Origin of the sequence: Thauera sp. WB-2, assembly GCF_027594845.1 — a bacterium.
In the GTDB taxonomy this organism is placed as follows: Bacteria; Pseudomonadota; Gammaproteobacteria; order Burkholderiales; family Rhodocyclaceae; genus Thauera; species Thauera mechernichensis.
In genome coordinates this window covers 4,114,790-4,133,658 of record NZ_CP088935.1, presented here as the reverse complement: position 1 = coordinate 4,133,658, position 18,869 = coordinate 4,114,790, and the positions used below count along the sequence as shown (strand labels likewise).

Below are 18,869 nucleotides of genomic sequence, written 5' to 3'. Positions count from 1 at the left end.
CCCGCCGTGGGAGCGGCGCCAGCCGCGAGGGGCTGAAGGCGATGGCGTCCGGGTTGTGCCTCGATCATGTGCGCATGCACAAGGCTGCGCTTTGCGGCAGAATGCCGGGCTTTTCCATTGACATATTACGGAGCCCGCCCAGATGCCTCGCAAACCCGCTTTCCGCACCCTCGCCGTTGGTATTGCGCTGCTTGGCGGCGCAGCCTTGCTCGGCGGTTGCGCCACCGAGCAGTCGCGCACGCTGGAGGTGGCCAAGGTGGCCTCGGCCGGCACGGTATACACCGGTCAGCGCAGCCTCATCGCCGTGGGCAAGTTCGATAACCGCTCCAGCTTCATGCGCGGCATCTTCACCGATGGTGTCGACCGCCTCGGCAGCCAGGCCAAGACCGTCCTGATCACCCATCTGCAGCAGACCGGGCGCTTCAACGTGCTCGACCGCGACAACATGGCGGAGATCAAGCAGGAGGCGGCGCTCGCCAAGTCGGCGCAGAACATCAAGGGCGCCACCTTCGTCATCACCGGCGACGTCACCGAGTTCGGCCGCAAGGAAACCGGCGACAAGCAGCTGTTCGGCATCCTCGGGCGCGGCAAGTCGCAGATCGCCTACGCCAAGGTCAATCTCAACGTGGTCAACGTCGAGACCTCGGAAGTGGTCTATTCGGCCCAGGGCGCAGGCGAGTACAGCCTCGACAACCGCGAGGTCATCGGCTTCGGCGGTACCGCGGGCTACGACTCCACGCTCAATGGCAAGGTGCTCGACCTCGCCATGCGCGAAGCGGTCAACCGCCTGGTCGAGGGCATCGAGTCCGGCGCCTGGCAACCCGGCCGCTGATCGGCACGCAACGGAAGCTCCACGATGATGCGTTTCCTGTCTGCACGGCGCTCGGCCGTGCTTGCGCTCGCCGCCACCTTGCTGCTGGTCGGCTGCGCCACTGGCCCGCAGCCGCTCTACTACTGGGGCGACTACCAGCCCGCGCTCTACGGCCACTTCACCAAGGAGGTCGGGCCGCAGGAGCAGATCGCCAGCCTCGAAGCCGGCCTGGAGAAGGCGCGTGCCGCCGGCAGGCCGGTGCCGCCGGGCTACAACGCGCACCTCGGCCTGCTGTACGCCGAAGGCGAGCAGGGCGACCAGATGGTGAAGTACTTCGAAGCCGAGAAGGCGCTCTATCCGGAAAGCGCCGGCTACATCGACTTCCTGCTCGGCAAGTTCAAGCGAACGAATTGAGGCGCCCGACGATGCGATTCCGAACCCCTTCCATCCGCTCGGCGCAGGCCGGGCTGGCCGCCGCGTTTGCCGCCGCCCTCATCGCCACCGGCTGCGCGACGCCCACGCCCTACGACTACAGCGCTTTCAAGCAGAGCCGCCCGGCCTCCATCCTGGTGCTGCCGCCGCTCAACAGCTCGCCCGACGTGGCCGCCACCTACAGCATGCTGTCGCAGGTCACGTTGCCGCTGGCAGAGTCCGGTTACTACGTGCTCCCGGTCAGCCTGGTGGACGAGACCTTCCGCCAGAACGGGCTGTACAACCCGCCCGAGATGCACGAGGTGGCACCGCAGAAGCTGCGCGAAATCTTCGGTGCCGACGCCGTGCTTTACATCAACATCAAGCAGTACGGCACCAGCTACGCGGTGCTGGCGAGCGAAAGCCGCGTCACCGCCGAGGCCAGGCTGGTCGATCTGCGCAGCGGGCAGTCCTTGTGGCAGGGCGAGGCCACCGCCTCCAGCGCCGAAGGCCGCAGCTCCAGCGGCGGCCTGGTCGGCCTGCTCGTGCAGGCCGTGGTGGCCCAGATCGTCGAGAGCGTGACCAACAAGTCGCATCCCATCGCCGGCATCACCAGTAACCGCCTGCTGGCGGCAGGCAGGCCGAGCGGCATGCTGTACGGGCCGCGTTCGCCTAATTATCAGAAGGATGGAAGCGTGCCGCGCTGACACGCGCCTCGGGGCGGGTGAGGCCCCGAGCACCATGCGATGAGGAATTGACGGCCCATCCCCATCAGTACAAACTAGTCACAAAGCTAGTCAGGAGGCGTGATCATGCATGTGTGGCCGGTACAGGACGCGAAGGCGCGGTTCAGCGAGTTCCTCGACAGCTGTCTGGCCGAGGGTCCGCAGATGGTCACCCGGCGAGGTGTCGAGGCCGCGGTATTGATTCCGGTGCAGGAGTGGCGTCGCCTGCAGGCCGCGGCGCAGCCCTCGCTCAAGGCCCTGCTGCTGGCGGATGAGGCGCGCATCGAAGAGCTCGTTCCCGCGCGCGGCATGGTCAGGCGCCGCGCGCCGGTGGATCTGGGCTGATCCACATGTACCTGCTCGATACCAACGTCGTCTCCGAACTACGCAGGCCGCGGCCCCACGGCGCCGTAGTCGCCTGGCTGCAGTCGGTGGAGGACGCCAGCCTGTTCCTGTCGGTGGTCACGCTCGGCGAGATTCAGGCCGGGATTGAACGCACGCGCGAACAGGATCCGGCCAAGGCCGCCGAGATCGAAGCCTGGCTCGAGCGCGTGGCCAGCGCCTGGAACGTGCTGGCGATGGATGCTGCGGCCTTCAGGGAGTGGGCGAGGCTGATGCACCGCCAGTCCGACACACTCTACGAGGACGCGATGATCGCCGCGACTGCGCGGACGCAGGGTCTCACCGTTGTCACACGCAATGTTGCGGATTTCAAAACCCTCGGGGTGGATGTGTTGAATCCTTTCGCGTAGCCGCGTCCGCGCCGATGGTTGGCGAAAGCGACCATCCGTCGTGCTTACCCCGCCAATGCACTTGCGTGATGCCGCAGGTGGTCGTCGATGAAGCTGGCGATGAAGTAGTAGCTGTGGTCGTAGCCCGGCTGCAGGCGCAGCGTCAGCGGGTGGCCGGCGGCGGTGGCGGCGGCGTGCAGGGCCTCGGGCTTGAGCTGTTCGGCGAGGAAGCCGTCGGCTTCGCCCTGGTCGACCAGCAGCGGCAGGCGTTCGCCGGCTTGCGCGATCAGCGCGCAGGTGTCCCATTCGCGCCACTGCGCGCGGTCTTCGCCCAGGTAGCGCGACAAGGCCTTTTCGCCCCAGGGACACTGCATCGGGTTGCTGATCGGCGCAAAGGCAGACACCGAGCGATAGCGCCCCGGGTTGCGCAGCGCGCACACCAGCGCACCGTGGCCGCCCATCGAATGCCCGCTGATGCCGCGGCGGTCGGAGGCGGGGAAGTTGGCCTCGATCAGCGCCGGTAGCTCCTCGACCACGTAGTCGTGCATGCGGTAGTGGTGTGACCACGGCGCCTGGGTGGCGTTCACATAGAAGCCGGCGCCGTGGCCGAAGTCCCAGGCCCCGTCCGGGTCGCCGGGCACCTCGGCGCCGCGCGGGCTGGTGTCGGGGGCGACGATGATGAGGCCGAGCTCGGCCGCCATGCGCTGCGCACCCGCCTTCTGCATGAAGTTCTCGTCGGTGCAGGTGAGCCCCGACAACCAGTACAGCACTGGCAGGCGGGCGCCTGCCTGCGCGGCCTGGGGCGGTAGATAGACCGCGAACACCATGTCGCAGCCGAGCACGTCCGAGTGGTGGCGGATGCGCTTGTGCCAGCCGCCGAAGCTCTTCTGGGTGCTGAGGATCTCCAGGCTCACGATCTGCTCTCCCGCGTCAGAAATGGATCACCGTGCGGATGCTCTTGCCCTCGTGCATCAGCTCGAAAGCCTGGTTGATGTCGTCGAGCGGCATGTTGTGGGTGATGAAGGTGTCGAGCGGGATCTCGCCCCTCTGCGCCTTCTGCACGTAGCTCGGCAGCTCGGTGCGGCCCTTGACGCCGCCGAAGGCGCTGCCGCGCCACACGCGGCCGGTGACGAGCTGAAACGGCCGGGTGCTGATCTCCTGCCCCGCGCCGGCCACGCCGATGATGGTCGATTCGCCCCAGCCCTTGTGGCAGCACTCGAGCGCGGCGCGCATCAGCTTGACGTTGCCCACGCACTCGAAGGAGTAATCGACGCCGCCGTCGGTCATGTCGACGACGACCTCCTGGATCGGCTTGTCGAAATCGTTCGGATTGACGAAGTCGGTCGCGCCCAGCTCGCGGGCGATGTCGAACTTGGCGGGGTTGATGTCGATGGCGATGATGCGCCCAGCCTTGGCCATCTTGGCGCCGATGATCGCCGCCAGGCCGATGCCGCCGAGGCCGAAGATGGCCACGCTGGCGCCTTCTTCCACCTTGGCGGTGTTGAGCACCGCGCCGATGCCGGTGGTGACGCCGCAGCCAAGCAGGCAGACCTTGTCGAGCGGCGCGTCCTTGGGGATCTTGGCGAGCGAGATCTCGGGCACCACGGTGTATTCCGAGAAGGTCGAGGTGCCCATGTAGTGGTAGATCGGCTGGCCCTGGTAGGAGAAGCGCGTGGTGCCGTCGGGCATCAGGCCCTTGCCCTGGGTCGCGCGCACCGCCTGGCACAGGTTGGTCTTGCCCGACTTGCAGAACTTGCACTCGCGGCATTCGGCCGTGTACAGCGGGATCACGTGGTCGCCCACGGCGAGCGAGGTCACGCCTTCGCCCACCGCCTCGACGATGCCGCCGCCCTCGTGGCCGAGAATGGACGGGAAGATGCCCTCGGGGTCGTCGCCCGACAGCGTGAAGGCGTCGGTGTGGCACACGCCGCTGGCGACGATGCGCACGAGCACCTCGCCCTTCCTGGGCGGCTCGACGTCGACCTCGACGATCTGCAGGGGCTGGTTGGCAGCAAAGGCAACCGCGGCGCGGGATTTGATGGTCATGGCGGACATCCTGATGGCAAGCGGGCCCACGGCCTGCGACCGGCAAAGTATCGCCATGCCGCTAAATCCGATAAATGATTAATTTGAGATTTCACGCTTCCAGTTTCTGGAATACTCCAGGCTTCGGCCTGGCCCTGGCCAAACTGGACTCCGAGCATGCTCAACCGCCTGGAGATGCTGCGCATCTTCTGTACCGCCGCCGAATCGCACAACTTCAAGGACGCCGCCAAGCGCCTCGGCGTGTCGCCGCAGGCGGTCACCCGCGCCGTGAAGGAACTGGAGGACCACATCGGCGAACTGCTCTTCCACCGCAATACCCGCCACAACCGCATCACCGAGTTCGGCGAGCAGCTTGCGGCGCGCGCGCGCCACAGCCTGCAGGGCGTGGATGCAATCTTCCACGGCGCCGAGCAGGCGCGCGACAGCGAGCTGGCCGGCCTGGTGCGCATCACCGCGCCGCGGGCGCTCGGCCGCCACGGGCTGATGCGCGTGCTCGGCGCCTTGTGTGCGCAGCACCCCGGGCTGCAGCTCGACCTGCGCTTTTCCGACCAGTTTGCCGACATGGTCGACGAGCAGATCGACATCGGCATCCGTGTCGGCGTGTTGCGCGACAGCCGCTTCGTCGCACGCGCTGTGTCGCGCGTGTCCTTCCACATCGTCGCCGCGCCCGAACTGCTCGCGCGCTGCGGCGCCCCGGCGACGCTGCAGGACCTGGCCGAGCGCCCCACCACCGTCGCCATCGACCCCAACACCGGGCGGCCGTGGGCGTGGTTCCTGGCCGGCGGCCAGCAATGGCTGCCGCGCGCACCCACCTTCGCCACCGACGACACCGGCGCCGAGGCCGAGGCGGTGCTGGCCGGCGTCGGCTTCGGCCAGCTCACCGCCTACCTGGCGGCGCCGCACCTGCGCGCAGGGCGCTTGGTCGAGGTGCTGCCCGAACTCGCGCCCGAGCCCTGGAGCCTGTCGGTGTACCGCCCGCAGCGCGGCCCGGTGGCGGCGCGCATCCGCCTGGTGTTCGACCGGCTGGTGGAGTACTTCGGCGAGCGCGCGCAGTTTCCGTAGTCAGGGCGCCCGGCGGCCGCTGCCCGTGTGCGCCGGCAGCGCCGAGTCAGCCGCCCACAGGTGCGCGGCGATGAGCGCGCGCCACGGCGAAAAACCCGCCAGCCAGCGGCGCGCATCGTGCTCGCCGAGCCTGTCCGGCGCACCGAGCAGTGCCTGCAGCGCACGCCGCACGGCCGCATCGCCGTGCAGCGAGCCGTCCATCCAGCCGAAACCGCGCAGCAAGGTGTAATCCACCGTCCACGGGCCAACGCCGCGCACGCTCATCAGCTGGTTGCGGATGTCGTCCACCGCAAGCGTGTGCAGCCAGGCGTCGAGCGGCAGCGTACCGTCCGCCACCAGGTGGGCAAGGGTGTGCAGGGTGTTTGCCTTGGCCGCGGAGAAGCCCTCGGCGCGCAGCGCCGCCACCGTCAGCGCCGCTACCCGGCCGGCGTCCGGGTAGCACATCAGGCCGCAGGTGTGGCGCACCCCCGCCGCCACAATCAGCTTGCGCCGCAACGCAACCGCCGCCCCCAGACTGATCTGCTGCCCGGTCACCGCCCAGCTCAGCGCCTCGAATGGCGTCGCCGCCACCGCCACGCGCAAGCCGGCCTGGCGAGCGATCAGCGCGCCGGCCTGCGGGTGCGCACGGTGCTGGCGCTCGAAGGACTCGATGTCCTGGGTCAGCCCGAGCATGCGCCGCACCATGGCCTGGAACCGCGCCGAGCACTCCGCAGCCGCCGCGCCGTCGATGGCGAGCTCGGCCACCGCCCGACCCGGCTCGAAGCGCAGCGCCAGGCACGCCGCCAGGCCGTTCCACACCAGTCCCTTGCGCAAGGACGCCGCGTCTGCCGACTCGGCCACTTCATGCGCGTCGCGGCGGTGGAAGGCGAGAATGTCGCCCGGCCGGAAGGTGGCGGGCAGCGCGAGGGTGCAGGAGAGGGTGGTGGGCATGGTTCGACTGGATCGGACGCCATTCGTGTAGGCCAATGCCAGGACTGCACTCAAGATGACGGAACGTCCGGCGAATTCCGTGCTTCGTCGGTCCTGGCGCCCGGCGCTATCGGCAGGCGCAGATCGGATTCCTCCATCCACTCCCGCCACACAGCCATCAGTACCGCCAGGACCACCGGGCCGAGGAACAGCCCCACCAGCCCGAACGCCGCCAGCCCGCCCAGCACGCCGAACATGACCAGCAGGAAGGGGATGCGCGTCGCATTGCTGATCACCAGCGGGCGCACCAGGTTATCGACCCAACTCACCACCAGCACGCCCCAGGCGAGCAGGCCGAGCCCCTCGACAGTGTCGCCGCGGATCAGCAGCCAGACGACCACAGCCCCCCAGGCGAACGGTGTGCCGAAAGGGATGAGGGCGATCAGCGCGGTGATCGCGCCGAGCAGCACCGGCGCCTGCATGCCCGCCCACCAGTAACCCAGACCCGCCACGAATCCCTGCGCAAGCGCGGTGGCAACCAGCCCCCAGACTACGGCCTTGGTCATGTTGCCGACCGCTGCGAGGTAGTTGTCGATACGGCTACCAAGGAACCGGTACAGCACGCGGTGGACCTGATTCAGCACTGTCTCGCCGTCGCGGAACAGGAAGAACACGGTGATCAGCGCAAAGCCCAGTTTGGCGGCATTGCGACCGACGTCGCCCACCAGCCCCACCAGATGGTCCGCCCCCTGGCTGACCCAGTTGGTCATCTGTTCCCGAAATGACTCCGGGTCACGCACCACGTCGTCGAGTACGCCCTGCAGATACGTCCCCAGCCACGGTAGCGTATGGATGAACTCGGGCAGCGTTGGTGGCCCCTGGCGGAGCTGAGCGGTCAGCGCGGCGATGGCCGAGCCGATCTCCCCGCGCAACAGGACGGCAATCCACAGCGCGGGCAGCACGAAGGCCGCCGTCAGCAGCATTGTCATCAGGAAGGCGCTGAGACCCGGATAGCGTGTCAGGCGATCGCGGAGACGCAGGAAGAGCGGCCAGGTCGCGTAGGCGACGATGATCGCCCACGCGACCGGTACGATGAACAGATGCAGCACCGCGTAGCCGAGCAGCAACAGCCCGCCCAGCAGAAAACCCAGGATGACTCGGCGCACCAGGCGTTCGGCGACCTGGTCGATCATGGTCGGTGCGCCCAGCGAGTCACGGCCTCACCGGGCCTCGATCGGGGGTTGCTCGCGAACACTGTCATCCGGCTCTCCTTCGAGCGGAGTCTCTGTATCAAGCTCCGGCAGGCGCACTGCCAGAACCTTGTCGATGCGCTTGCCGTCCAGATCGATCACCTCCAGGCGCCAGCCCTCCCAGGTGGCCACGTCGCCGGTGCCGGGCAGGCGGCCGAGCAGGCGGCCGAGCAGCCACATCATCATCCCCGATAAGGTGTGATAGCGGCCCTTGTCTTCCTCGGGCACCTGCTTGAAGCCGAGCCGGTCCTTCATCTCGACGATGGGAATGAGCCCATCCAGCAGCCAGGAGCCGTCCTCGCGCTGCACCGCCCAGGCATCCTCGTCGTCCTGGGTCACGAATTCGCCCGTGACCGACTCGATCACGTCGTGGAGGGTGACCATGCCGAGGACCTCGCCGTACTCGTCGATCACGAACACGAAGTAGGTGCCCGAGCTCCTGAAGCGATCGAGCAGTTCCATGCCGGTCAGCGATTCGGGCACATAGACCGCCTCCTGCAGATCCTTCGTGAGGTCTACCGGCTCGCCGCGGAGCACCTGCGCAAAGAGCTTCTTCGAGCTTGCAACTCCCAGGATATCGTCGAGACTGCCGCGGCACACCGGGAAGCACGAATGCGCCGATTCTGCGACCAGGGCGAGGTTCTCGTCGAGCGGGCGTTTGACGTCCAGGCAGATGACATCCGAACGCGGCACCATCAACGAGCCGATCTGCCGCTCATCGAGGCGGAACACATTGCGCACCATCTCGTGCTCGCTCTTCTCGATCACGCCGGCCTCCGAACCCTCGTCGAGCAGGGCATGAATCTCTTCCTCGGTCACCGTCGACACCAGCGTCTCGCGCTGGCCCATCAGACGCAGCATGAGGGATGTCGAGCCTGACAGGAGGCGAACGAAGGGGCGTGAGACGCCTGCAAGCATGCTCATCGGCCGCGCCACCAGGCGGGCGATACCTTCCGGGTCGAGCTGGCCCAGGCGCTTCGGTACCAGTTCGCCGATCACGATCGATACATAGGTGATCATCACGACGACCAGGGTGGTCGCGCCGATCTCGCTCGGACGCTCGGCCACGCCCAGGCGTTGAAGCCACTCGGCCAGCGGACCGGCGAGCGCAGCCTCACCGAAGATGCCGCTGAGGATGCCGATCGAGGTGATGCCGATCTGGATGGTGGACAGAAAGCGGTTCGGGTCCTCGCCTAGCTGGATGGCGACGGCCGCAGCCCGGTCGCCATCCTCGGCCAGTCGTGCGAGGCGTGCACGCCGCGCCGTGACCAGGGCGATCTCCGACATGGCGAACACGCCATTGAGCAGGATGAGGGTGACGAGTATCAGGATATCCATGGCGGACTCTTGTGCTGAATCAGTGCGACGGCGGTGTCGGTGGCGCGCTGTTTTCCGCATCCACCTCCAGCCCAAGCGCGCGTGCTCGCTTCACCCACAGTTGCCGGGCGAGATGCTGCATGTCATCGACCTTGTCGCCCTCGTCGACGATCTCGATGCCGAGCAGTGTTTCGACCACGTCTTCCAGGGTGACCACGCCCTTGGTCTCGCCGTACTCGCCAATCACCACCGCGATGTGGTGGCGCTTGTCCAGCAGCAGTTCGAGCAGGGTCGACAAGGGGGTGGCGCCGGCGACGGCCAGGATGTCGCGGCGCAGAGCGGTCAGCGGCCGGTTGCCCGTGCCCTGCGTCTGCGCCAGCAGCAGATCCTCGCGCAACACGAAACCGGTCACGGCGTCCAAGTCGGTAGCGTAGACCGGGATGCGGGAAAAGGGCGTGCTCATCTTCGCCTGCAAGGCGTCGGAAATGTTCAGGCCCTCGGGCAGGGCCACCATCACTGTGCGCGGCGTCATGATGTCCTGCGCACGCAGCGAACCGAAACGAAACAGGTTGCGGATGATGCGCGATTCGCGGTCGTTGATGTGTCCGGCTTCCTGCCCGATGTTGGCCATGGCGATGAACTCGTCACGGCTGAAGACATGCACCGTCTGCCCGCGTGCGATCAGTTTGGTGAGTTTCTCGGACACCAGGATGAGCGGATACATGCTCTTGATCAGGATGTTCACGTACAGCGCGGTGATCCCGGTCAGACTGCGCCAATACACCGCACCCAGGGTCTTCGGCAGGATCTCCGAGAGGAACAGGATCAGCAGGGTCATCACGGCCGAAAACACGCCGAACCAGGCGCTGCCGAACACTGCCGTAGCCTTGGCGCCGGCGCCGATGGCCCCCACGGTATGGGCAATGGTGTTCAGGGTGAGGATCGCGGCCAGCGAGCGGTCGATGTTCTCGCCCTTGAGCTTCTTGAGCAGGGCGGCGCGCTTGGGGTCGGAGCTTTCGAGCTCAGCGATGAAGGACGGCGTGATGCTGAGCAGCACGGCTTCCGCCACCGAACACATGAAGGAGAACAGCAGTGCGAGCAGCACATAGGTGAGGAGCAGGATGACGTCGCTGCTCGATGGGTCGGCAACCAGGCCGGTGTCTGCGGCTGCCGGAAGCGCCAGGCCGAGAAGCAGCAGGCCGGCGCAGAGGTGGAAGCGAGAGGAAAGGTAAGATCGAGGCTCAGGGTCGTTCATGAAAGGCGCGTACCGGTGTGCCGGACGCTGCAGTTGAGAAGCGGCGAGACTAGCAGAAAATACCTTCACCGGATGTGTGCTTGCGTGGCATGGGGCCGTCCTCTGTGGTGCCCGGAACGAAAAGCCGGCGCGCGGGACGAACACAGGGCCATGTCATGGATGGCCCGACCCCCGCAGCAGGCCGGGGCATCGCCTGCCGTACCAACCCACCCATGAGATCAATGCCCTGATGATCCGACTCCAGAACCTGAGCATGCACTACACCCTGGGTGAATCGCGCATCGACATCCTGCGCGACGTGAGCCTCAGCATCGCCGCCGGCGAACGCGTGGCGATCGCCGGCCCGTCGGGCACCGGCAAGACCTCGTTGCTATTGCTGCTCGCCGGACTTGAGAGGCCCGCAGCGGGGTCGGTGCTGTTTGATGGTCGTGCGCTGGAGACGCTGGATCGCGATCAACTTGCCGACCTGCGGCGCGACCGCATGGGCATCGTGTTTCAGTCCTTCCATCTGGTGCCCAGCCTCAGTGCACTGGACAACGCCGCGCTGCCGCTGGAGATTGCAGGCCGGCGGGATGCGCGCGAGCGTGCCCGGGCGATGCTCGATCGCGTAGGGCTGGGCGGGCGGCTCGATCACTACCCCGGACAGCTTTCCGGTGGCGAGCAGCAGCGCGTGGCGATCGCCCGCGCGCTGGTGCATCAACCCAAGCTGGTGCTCGCAGACGAGCCCACCGGCAACCTCGACGACCGCACCGGTGCCGCGATCGGCGAGCTGCTGCTCCATCTGAACGCCGAGAGCGGGACGACCCTGGTACTGGTCACCCACGACATGCGCTTCGCCGCACGGTGCGACCGTGTGCTCCGTCTGTCCGGGGGGCAGCTCGTAGAGAATGAACCGCTTGCGGCGGTGTCCGATGCCCACCCTGCTTAAGCTCGCCTGGCGCGATCTGCGCGGCAGCGGGCGCACGCTATGGGTGTTCTGCGCCTGTCTGGCGCTGGGCGTGACCCTGATCGCGGCCAGTGGTGGACTGTATCGCCAGGTTGGCGCCAGCCTGCTGGCAGATACCCGCGTGCTGTTCGGCGGCGATGTCGAGGTCCGCACCCGGGTGCCGCTGCCCGAAGAGATGCTGGAGTGGATGCAGGCACGCGGCACCGTATCGCGCCTGATCGAGTTTCGCACCATGCTGATGACTGCGGCGGGTGATGCGCATCTGGTTGAACTGCAGAGCACCGACCACACCTATCCCCTTTACGGCACGGTGGAACTCCTGCCGACACAAGCCTTGAATGACGCACTCGCCGTTCGGGGCGGCGTGCATGGCGCGGCCGTTGACCGCGTGCTCGCCGAACGGCTGGCCTTGACGGTAGGCGAGCGGATCGAGCTCGGCGAGAGCCTGCTGGAAGTGCGCGCCATCATCGCGCGCCAGCCCGACCGCAGCCTGCGTGCCGACTGGAGCGGCCCGCCCGTGCTGATCTCTGCCGCCGCCCTCGCGGATACCGCGTTGCTGCAACCCGGCAGCCGCCCCGAGTATCGCTATCGGGTGCGCAGCGAACTCGCGCCGAACGCTTGGCGCGAAGCGTTCATGAGCGCCTTCCCCGACAGCGAGGCTGAGGTGCGCACCTTCATCGAGCGCAATGCCCGGCTGGGTGAAGTCCTCGGACAGATCGGCTCGGGCGTGCTGTTGATCGGCTTCAGCGCGCTCTTCATCGGTGGGCTGGGGGTGTTCAACAGCGTGCAGGCTTACCTGCAGGGCAAGCTCGGCACCCTCGCCACACTGCGCGCAGTGGGCTTGCGCGACGGCCGGCTGGCGGCTGTGTATCTGTTGCAGATCCTGATCCTGGCCGGCGCGTCGGCTCTGGGCGGCGTGCTGTTGGGCGCCTTGCTGGCGGTGATTGGCAGTAGTGTGGTGGCCGAACGCCTGCCGGTCGCCGGGGCGTGGACGGTGCTGATCGCACCGCTCGCCGCCGCATGGTTGATGGGGGTGCTGATCGCGCTGCTCTTCGCGCTGCCCGCGCTGGGCCGCGCGCTCACCATCGAGCCTGCCGCCCTGTTCCGCGGCGTGCTCGGCGTCACCACCCGCACGCCGGCTCGTGCCTGGTGGCTGACGGCGCTCTGCGCCCTGGTGGCGGTCGGCTTTCTGCTGGTCGTGATGCCCGACCCGTTGTTCGGCCTTGCCTTTGTCGCCGCGTTGTTGCTGGTGCTGGCCTTGCTCGAAGGGCTGGTGCGACTGTTGCGGATGCTGGCACGGCGTCTGGCCGGTAGTCCCTGGCTGGTGGGCCGGTTCGCCTTGCGCATGGCTGTCACCGGCCTGTACCGGGCCGATTCGCCGCTGCGTCCAACCCTGCTTTCACTCGGCTCCGCGCTCACGCTGCTTGTCGCGTCGACCCTGGTCGTGCTTGCGCTGCTGCACACCATCGAGGAGACCGTCCCTGAGCGCGCGCCTGCGCTGGTGTTCTACGATATCGCCGCCGCGCACAAGGACGACTTCGAAGCGCTGGTGCATGAAGCCCCGTCGCTCGAACAGGTCGATCTCGCGCCATTGGTCCTGGGCCGCCTCGCCGCCGTCAACGACGAAGCACTGCGTGACAGTGCCGACCCGCGCCGCCGTCTGGAGGCGCGTGACGAGCACAAGATGAGCACCCTGCAGAACAATTTCGACCAGGTGGTCGTCACCCGCGGCGCCTGGTGGCCGGACGACTACCGCGGTCCGGCACGGGTGGCGATGGAAGACCGCGAAGCCGATCAGCTCGGCCTGCAGGTCGGCGACACGCTGGCGTTCGAGATTCTCGGCCAGCGGATCAGCGCGGAGCTCGTCGCGATCTATGCCCAGAAGCGCTTCCAGTCGCGCCTGTGGCTGGAGGCGATCTTCTCGGACGGCGCGCTCGATCCCTTCATCACCCGCTACGTCGGCCTGGCCTACATGAACGGGGCGGATGCGGTCGCCACGCAGAACCGCATCGCCGCTGCACAGCCCAACGTGGTCACGGTGCGCACCGACCTGCTCCTCGACGAGGCGCGCGCCATCCTGGGCCGTGCTGCGGCAGGTCTGAGCGCGATTGCAGCGGTCACCCTGAGCGCCAGCCTGCTGGTACTGGTCAGCGTCATCGCCGCGGGTCGCGCACGGCAGATCTATCTCGCCACCTTGCTCAACACCCTCGGCGCCAGAGTCCGTGCCATCGGTCACGCCCTGTATCTGGAGTATCTGCTCCTCGCGGCACTGACGACGGCCTTCGCCAGCGTGGCCGGTAGTGCGCTGGGCGCACTGCTGCTGCACTACCGGCTCCAACTCGATGCGCCCTTGGGCTGGTTCGCCGGCAGCCTGCTTGCGGCGGTGATCAGCGTGGGGGCGCTTGGGTTCGGCGCTCACTATCTCCTGCGCCAACTGCGCATGTCACCGGCAGCGCTGTTACGCAGCGCTGGTGGCTGATCTTCATGCCAGCCTGATCATTTGCCCATGCTCGCCGCCTGTATGGGAGCCCTGCTGTCCGCTGTTGGCGACCGGGGCGGTGGCGGGCATGGCGGCTCTCATGGTGTGCGAAGCTGCTTTCAGGTGACGCGTGATAGGGACTGTGGGGGGCGGCCGAAGGCGGCTGTTCGGCCAGAGGAGCCGTTGGTCTGGTGCGCACAATCGGGCGGCAATGCGCCGGGCACCTGTCGTTCACCTGTTTGTGGCGGTCATCGACCGCTTGTCATTTGAGGCTACAGCCGGATCCGACCCGTAACTGCCTGATGCCTTTTCAAGTTGATTGACAGCTCTCTAATCTACGAGCTGCCACTATCTTCTTGAAGCGTATGATTCACACCGCTCTCATTCAGTGGGATGCTCAGCTCGGATCGCATCAAAAATCTCACGCGCCAATATAGGAAAAGCGGTGCGCTGGAAATCGCCGTCATCCATGTAGCGAGTGACGATCTTGTCGTTCTCGGTCATCCGCTGAATCATCAAATCCTCGATCAGCTTGCGCACCCCCAACTGGAACTTGTCCAGCGGGTTGGCCATGGCGGTTTGAACCACCTGGCTGTTGCTGGTGGCCCGTGCCTTGATCTGGTCGAAGAACAGCCGATCCTCATCGCTGAAGGTGGTACCGAAACGCTCATTGAGCACCTGGATGATCTCGGACAGTGGCGCCTTTTCTTCCTTGGCCTTGCCGGTGCCGACATCAGTAGGGCTGTATACGCCTTCCGGCTCACCCGCCTTCAATTCAATCGCACCACTGGAAACGCGCTGTAGCCGGTAATACTGCAACTCTACTTCGTTGCCGATCTTGACCACGGTGTTGTCGCGATCCAATGGCAGATGCGGCAGCAGGAAACGACCGTAGCTGTACAGCATCTCCAGATCGGGGTCAGCGTACGGCAGGATCTGGCTCAGGAACGAGTACATCCGCACATAGCCGCCCAACTTGTCGCGGAAGCTGGAACGTATGTCGTCGGTCTCGATAGCCTTGAACCTATCCACCGCCGGTTGCAGATGGCGTTGCATATGGGCGTGATCGGCTGGGTTCTGCCGATCCACCTGGCGGTAGAAAATTCGTGCAAACGCCTCGACCTCGCTCCAGTGATAAATCTGCAGCTGATCCAGCTCGTGCTTGATGCTGGCCAGCATCTCGGGGTTAGCGGACTCCTGCAGACTGGTGGAATCGAAATACGGCTTGAACGCAGCGTAGATCTCTTCCGGCCTGTTAACGAAATCCAGCACAAAGGGCTCGTCCTTGCCGGCAATCTTGCGATTCAGGCGCGACAGAGTCTGCACCGCCTGCACGCCATCCAGCCGCTTGTCCACGTACATCGCGCATAGCAGCGGCTGGTCAAAGCCGGTCTGGTACTTGTTGGCCACCAGCAGTACCTGGTAATCGCTGGAGCCAAAGCGCTCGGGTAGTTGGCTCTCCGGGATAGGCTTGCCGGTGACGGCATCCGGGTTCATGCCCGGCTCGGTGTATTCGATACCGGTATCCGGGTCTTTCACCGTGCCGCTGAAGGCTACCAGCGAGCGGATATCGGCATAACCCTGTTCTCGAATGTAACGCTCGAAGGCCAGCTTGTAGCGCACCGCCTGGATGCGGCTGGCCGTCACGACCATCGCCTTGCCCCGCCCGCCAAGCTGCTTCCGCACATGCTCGCGGAAGTGCTCGATGATCACTTCCGTCTTCTGTTCGATGTTGTGCGGGTGCAGCTCCTTGAACTTCGCCAGCGCCTTGGCGCCTTTCTTCTTCGGGATGGCGGGGTCGTCCTCCACCGTCTTCACGAACTTGAACCAGGTGCTGTAGGTGGTGTAGTTGCGCAGCACGTCGAGGATGAAACCTTCTTCGATGGCCTGGCGCATCGAATAGGTATGGAAGGCCTCCGGTTTTCCGCTACCCCCTTCACGCCCGAACAGTTCCAGCGTCTTGCCCTTGGGCGTCGCGGTAAAGGCAAAAAAGCTCAGGTTTTTCTGTTGACCGCGCGAAGCCATGATCTGGTTCAGGCGGTCTTCCCAATCCGCTTCTTCATCACCATTGCCCGCAGCGCCGTTGTTTGCTGCGGCACCCAGAATGCTTTTCAGCTCGCGCGCGGTTTCTCCGGTCTGGCTGGAATGCGCTTCGTCCACGATCACCGCATAACGGCGCGCCGCAATGGCGGCTTGCCAAGCCTTGGCTTGAGCTTTCTCTTGGTCGCTGGCCTTGTCCTGATTCTCGGCTCCGGCCGCGTGCAGCAGGCCACGCAGCACGAAGGGGAATTTCTGCAGCGTGGTGATGACGATCTTGGTGCCGTCGATCAGCGCATCGGCCAATTGCTTGGCATCCTGGTCGATGGCCTTGACCACGCCCTGCGCGTGCTCGATCTGGTAGATCGCATCCTGCAACTGCTTGTCCAGCACCTTGCGGTCGGTAATGACGATCACGCAATCAAATACCTTCTGATCCTGCACGTTGTGCAGGCTGGCCAGTCGGTGTGACAACCACGAGATGCTGTTGGTCTTGCCACTGCCGGCCGAGTGCTGGATCAGGTAATTGTGGCCGGCGCTCTCATCGCGGGCCGCAGCCACCAGGGCGCGCACCGCATCCAGCTGGTGGTAGCGCGGGAAGACCAGTTTTTCGGTGGTGACCAGTTTCTTGCCGCCCCGGCCATCGTCTACCTTCTGCTCGTCTTTTTCGATGAACAGGAAATGCCCGAGGATGTCGAGAAAGCTGTCGCGCTGCAGCGTTTCCTGCCAGAAGTAGCCGGTACGGTAGCCGCTAGCGTGCTGCGGGTTGCCTGCGCCGCACTGAATCTGCCCCGGGTGGCTGCCCCGGTTGAAGGGCAGAAAGAAAGTTTTTTCCTTCGCCAGCCGGGTGGTCATCCACACCTCGTCGGGATCGGCGGCAAAGTGCACCAGCGCCCGCTTCTTGAAGTCGAACAGCGGCACGCGCGGATCACGGTCGCTCTGGTATTGCTTGATGGCGTGCCGCCAGGTCTGATGCGTGCCCGGGTTCTTCAACTCGATGGTGGCCACCGGCAGCCCATTGACCGCCAGCACCATATCCACCGTGCTGTGGTCGCCTGGGTGACAAGGCACCTGCCGCGTGACGGTCAACTGGTTTTTTGCATACAAATCCAGCACATCGGGCGACAGCGCGTGTGCCGGTTTGAAATAGGCCAGCCAGAACAGCTTGCCGTAGAACTTAAAGCCGTGGCGCAGCACATGCAGGCTGCCCTTGATGTCCAGCTCCTTGCCCAGCGCATCGAGCAGCATGGCCTGTAAATTACCGCCGTGCTGCCCGGCCATCTCGGCCCACAACCTGGGCTGGGTGGCTTCGATGAAGGCGAACACCCTCGCCGGAAACAGCGCCCGCGCCTTGTCCCACTCGGCATTGGTGCCGGACAGCCAGCCGCCTTGCTTGAGCAGCAAGTCTTCTACATGGAACTCAAAGGCGCGTTCGGTGGTTTGGCCGAGCATGGAAAGGATTCCTCAGATCGTTCCGTTGATCTCGAAGGCACGGTACTTCAGCCACTTGGCAATGCCGTCGAGGTCGGGGAAAAGTTGTTTGTCGAATACGCCGTACTGGTCCAGGCGACGGCGAATATCTTCATGTGCCGCCTGCTTGATGACGATTTCCAGATAGTCCTTCTCGTCGAGCGGCTGCATCGGTTGCCAGCAGGCCAGCAGCACGCCGTCCTGGGCGCCAGGGCAATCGCACCTTCATGTCATAACCCCAAGCAGCTCGGCGCGAAATTCGTCAATCGTCGCCGCCAGCATGCGCTTGGACTTGATGCTCGCCTTGCGCGTCGTGTTGAGCCGCAGCAGGTTCATCGCGATGTGACGAACGATGGCGAAATTGTTGGCGGCGTAGCCGCTGCGCACCCGTGATTGATCCTCGTTAAACTGCACATCCAGACACCAGTGAAGCCGATTCTCCACCTCCCAGTGACTGCGCACGGCCCGAGCGATGCGCTCGGCGTCGGCGGGCAGGCTGCTGATGTAGAAGACGCGCTCGGTGCTGGTGTGATCGCCCACGGTGCGAATGCGCTCGACCACCGCGAAACTGGCCATATCCAGCCAGTCCTCGGACTTGTAGAGGCGGTCGATCGCGGCGTAGGCGCGGCATCGGCGGATTTCGATGCGGCCGTGGTCCTTGATCATGGTCTCGTGGGTCGAACTCGGCGTCAGCGGCCCTCGCGGATCGATGTCGGCGAACAAGATCGAGTCGTGCAGGTTCGGATGGTTCTCCTTCACGCACAGCACGTAATGCGCGCCGCGCTCGCGGATCGTGCGGGCGATCTTCGTCTGGGTGCCCATCGCGTCGATCGTCACCACGCAGCCCTCGATCGCCAACTTGGCAAGCAGTTCGGGAATCGCGGTGATCTCGTTCGACTTCTCGGCGGTCGCCGTCTGGCCCAGCACGACGCCCATGCCCGCCGCAAACGCGCTCACCAGGTGCAACGGGCTGGCGTCGGTCCTGCCCTTGCCGCCCGAGCGCCGGCTCGTCTTGCCGTCGATCGCCACGACCGTATCCCCGGCCAGCGCCGGCACCACCATGCCCACCCAGCGCCGGAACGCGGACTCGAACTCGTCGGGCGCGATCAGGCCGAACACGCGTCCGATCGTGTCGTGAGACGGGATGCCATGCTCAAGCTTCATGAAGCCTCGCAACCAGTCGATCTTGGCCTCGGCCCACAACTCGATGTCGACGAAGTCGTCGACACCCGAGAGCACCGCGCACACCGCCACCGTCAGCAACTCGGCCAGGTCGTGGCGCGCATGCCGCGCGCTGCGCGGGTCGGAAATCGAGACGAACACCTGCGTCAGCGGCATGATGTTTCCTGCCTTCATGGGATGCCCAAAAAGGTAGGAAACTACACACTTTATGACAATGTGAACAGAGGTCTCGCAAGGT

General features: G+C 65.6%; 17 protein-coding genes. 8 read left to right on the top strand and 9 right to left on the bottom strand.

Annotated features, from left to right (window positions below):
* The first annotated feature begins 142 nt into the window (after window positions 1-142).
* From LQF09_RS18745 to LQF09_RS18725, 5 genes are all read left to right on the top strand, one after another.
* Entirely contained in the window at window positions 143-832 is a 690-nt protein-coding gene (locus tag LQF09_RS18745; RefSeq protein ID WP_270068698.1) for a CsgG/HfaB family protein, read from the top strand.
* A gap of 24 nt (window positions 833-856) precedes the next feature.
* Entirely contained in the window at window positions 857-1,225 is a 369-nt protein-coding gene (locus LQF09_RS18740; protein WP_002944156.1) for a DUF4810 domain-containing protein, read from the top strand.
* Window positions 1,226-1,236: 11 nt separating this feature from the next.
* Window positions 1,237-1,929 carry a DUF799 domain-containing protein gene (locus LQF09_RS18735; protein WP_270068697.1) on the top strand — a complete coding sequence of 231 codons (693 nt, stop codon included), beginning with the start codon at window positions 1,237-1,239 and terminating at the stop codon, window positions 1,927-1,929.
* Window positions 1,930-2,034: 105 nt separating this feature from the next.
* Window positions 2,035-2,292, top strand: coding sequence for a type II toxin-antitoxin system Phd/YefM family antitoxin (locus tag LQF09_RS18730; protein ID WP_270068696.1), 258 nt, complete (start codon window positions 2,035-2,037; stop codon window positions 2,290-2,292).
* 5 nt (window positions 2,293-2,297) lie between these two features.
* Window positions 2,298-2,699, top strand: coding sequence for a type II toxin-antitoxin system VapC family toxin (locus tag LQF09_RS18725; RefSeq protein WP_270068695.1), 402 nt, complete (start codon window positions 2,298-2,300; stop codon window positions 2,697-2,699).
* Window positions 2,700-2,743: 44 nt separating this feature from the next.
* Here LQF09_RS18725 and fghA read toward each other — a convergent pair whose 3' ends face one another.
* Both fghA and LQF09_RS18715 read right to left on the bottom strand, forming a co-directional pair.
* The gene (fghA, locus tag LQF09_RS18720; protein WP_270068694.1) at window positions 2,744-3,592 is read right to left on the bottom strand and encodes an S-formylglutathione hydrolase; all 849 of its coding nucleotides are present in this window, start codon (window positions 3,590-3,592) and stop codon (window positions 2,744-2,746) included.
* A gap of 16 nt (window positions 3,593-3,608) precedes the next feature.
* On the bottom strand, window positions 3,609-4,724 hold the full coding sequence (locus tag LQF09_RS18715) for an S-(hydroxymethyl)glutathione dehydrogenase/class III alcohol dehydrogenase (RefSeq protein ID WP_353736328.1): 1,116 nt from the start codon (window positions 4,722-4,724) through the stop codon (window positions 3,609-3,611).
* A 156-nt stretch (window positions 4,725-4,880) separates the two neighbouring features.
* On the opposite strand from LQF09_RS18715, the gene LQF09_RS18710 reads away from it, so the two are divergent.
* Entirely contained in the window at window positions 4,881-5,786 is a 906-nt protein-coding gene (locus LQF09_RS18710; protein WP_270068693.1) for a LysR family transcriptional regulator, read from the top strand.
* Here LQF09_RS18710 and LQF09_RS18705 read toward each other — a convergent pair whose 3' ends face one another.
* From LQF09_RS18705 to LQF09_RS18690, 4 genes are read right to left on the bottom strand one after another with little or no spacing between them, the layout of a single operon-like run.
* Complete coding sequence (locus LQF09_RS18705; RefSeq protein ID WP_270068692.1) at window positions 5,787-6,716, bottom strand: DNA-3-methyladenine glycosylase family protein; 930 nt, start codon at window positions 6,714-6,716, stop codon at window positions 5,787-5,789.
* Between the two features lie 50 nt (window positions 6,717-6,766).
* Window positions 6,767-7,888: an AI-2E family transporter gene (locus LQF09_RS18700; protein ID WP_002931998.1), complete on the bottom strand. Its 1,122-nt coding sequence runs from the start codon at window positions 7,886-7,888 to the stop codon at window positions 6,767-6,769.
* 27 nt (window positions 7,889-7,915) lie between these two features.
* Window positions 7,916-9,283 carry a hemolysin family protein gene (locus tag LQF09_RS18695; protein WP_270068691.1) on the bottom strand — a complete coding sequence of 456 codons (1,368 nt, stop codon included), beginning with the start codon at window positions 9,281-9,283 and terminating at the stop codon, window positions 7,916-7,918.
* 19 nt (window positions 9,284-9,302) lie between these two features.
* Window positions 9,303-10,517, bottom strand: a complete 1,215-nt coding sequence (locus LQF09_RS18690; RefSeq protein ID WP_270068690.1) for a CNNM domain-containing protein — start codon at window positions 10,515-10,517, stop codon at window positions 9,303-9,305.
* 229 nt (window positions 10,518-10,746) lie between these two features.
* On the opposite strand from LQF09_RS18690, the gene LQF09_RS18685 reads away from it, so the two are divergent.
* Both LQF09_RS18685 and LQF09_RS18680 read left to right on the top strand, forming a co-directional pair.
* Window positions 10,747-11,445, top strand: a complete 699-nt coding sequence (locus LQF09_RS18685; protein WP_002931993.1) for an ABC transporter ATP-binding protein — start codon at window positions 10,747-10,749, stop codon at window positions 11,443-11,445.
* Window positions 11,429-13,942, top strand: a complete 2,514-nt coding sequence (locus LQF09_RS18680; protein ID WP_270068689.1) for an ABC transporter permease — start codon at window positions 11,429-11,431, stop codon at window positions 13,940-13,942. Before LQF09_RS18685 ends, LQF09_RS18680 begins: the two co-directional genes overlap by 17 nt.
* Window positions 13,943-14,323: 381 nt before the next feature.
* Here LQF09_RS18680 and LQF09_RS18675 read toward each other — a convergent pair whose 3' ends face one another.
* Genes LQF09_RS18675 through LQF09_RS18665 form a run of 3 tightly spaced genes read right to left on the bottom strand, consistent with a single transcriptional unit; the run spans window position 14,324 to window position 18,805 of the window.
* On the bottom strand, window positions 14,324-17,431 hold the full coding sequence (locus LQF09_RS18675) for a type I restriction endonuclease subunit R (protein ID WP_270068688.1): 3,108 nt from the start codon (window positions 17,429-17,431) through the stop codon (window positions 14,324-14,326).
* Between the two features lie 12 nt (window positions 17,432-17,443).
* A complete protein-coding gene (locus tag LQF09_RS18670; protein WP_270068687.1) occupies window positions 17,444-17,644 on the bottom strand; it encodes a hypothetical protein in 201 nt (66 codons plus the stop codon).
* Window positions 17,645-17,674: 30 nt separating this feature from the next.
* Window positions 17,675-18,805, bottom strand: a complete 1,131-nt coding sequence (locus LQF09_RS18665; RefSeq protein ID WP_270068686.1) for an ISAs1 family transposase — start codon at window positions 18,803-18,805, stop codon at window positions 17,675-17,677.
* Window positions 18,806-18,869 lie beyond the last annotated feature (64 nt).

What these genes read in the sequence shown, in the direction of transcription:
- LQF09_RS18745 (WP_270068698.1), top strand. Translation starts at nt 143, where the DNA reads ATGCCTCGCAAACCCGCTTTCCGCACCCTCGCCGTTGGTATTGCGCTG.
- LQF09_RS18740 (WP_002944156.1), top strand. Translation starts at nt 857, where the DNA reads ATGATGCGTTTCCTGTCTGCACGGCGCTCGGCCGTGCTTGCGCTCGCC.
- LQF09_RS18735 (WP_270068697.1), top strand. Translation starts at nt 1,237, where the DNA reads ATGCGATTCCGAACCCCTTCCATCCGCTCGGCGCAGGCCGGGCTGGCC.
- LQF09_RS18730 (WP_270068696.1), top strand. Translation starts at nt 2,035, where the DNA reads ATGCATGTGTGGCCGGTACAGGACGCGAAGGCGCGGTTCAGCGAGTTC.
- LQF09_RS18725 (WP_270068695.1), top strand. Translation starts at nt 2,298, where the DNA reads ATGTACCTGCTCGATACCAACGTCGTCTCCGAACTACGCAGGCCGCGG.
- LQF09_RS18715 (WP_353736328.1), bottom strand. Translation starts at nt 4,724, where the DNA reads ATGACCATCAAATCCCGCGCCGCGGTTGCCTTTGCTGCCAACCAGCCC.
- LQF09_RS18710 (WP_270068693.1), top strand. Translation starts at nt 4,881, where the DNA reads ATGCTCAACCGCCTGGAGATGCTGCGCATCTTCTGTACCGCCGCCGAA.
- LQF09_RS18705 (WP_270068692.1), bottom strand. Translation starts at nt 6,716, where the DNA reads ATGCCCACCACCCTCTCCTGCACCCTCGCGCTGCCCGCCACCTTCCGG.
- LQF09_RS18700 (WP_002931998.1), bottom strand. Translation starts at nt 7,888, where the DNA reads ATGATCGACCAGGTCGCCGAACGCCTGGTGCGCCGAGTCATCCTGGGT.
- LQF09_RS18695 (WP_270068691.1), bottom strand. Translation starts at nt 9,283, where the DNA reads ATGGATATCCTGATACTCGTCACCCTCATCCTGCTCAATGGCGTGTTC.
- LQF09_RS18690 (WP_270068690.1), bottom strand. Translation starts at nt 10,517, where the DNA reads ATGAACGACCCTGAGCCTCGATCTTACCTTTCCTCTCGCTTCCACCTC.
- LQF09_RS18685 (WP_002931993.1), top strand. Translation starts at nt 10,747, where the DNA reads ATGATCCGACTCCAGAACCTGAGCATGCACTACACCCTGGGTGAATCG.
- LQF09_RS18680 (WP_270068689.1), top strand. Translation starts at nt 11,429, where the DNA reads ATGCCCACCCTGCTTAAGCTCGCCTGGCGCGATCTGCGCGGCAGCGGG.
- LQF09_RS18675 (WP_270068688.1), bottom strand. Translation starts at nt 17,431, where the DNA reads ATGCTCGGCCAAACCACCGAACGCGCCTTTGAGTTCCATGTAGAAGAC.
- LQF09_RS18665 (WP_270068686.1), bottom strand. Translation starts at nt 18,805, where the DNA reads ATGAAGGCAGGAAACATCATGCCGCTGACGCAGGTGTTCGTCTCGATT.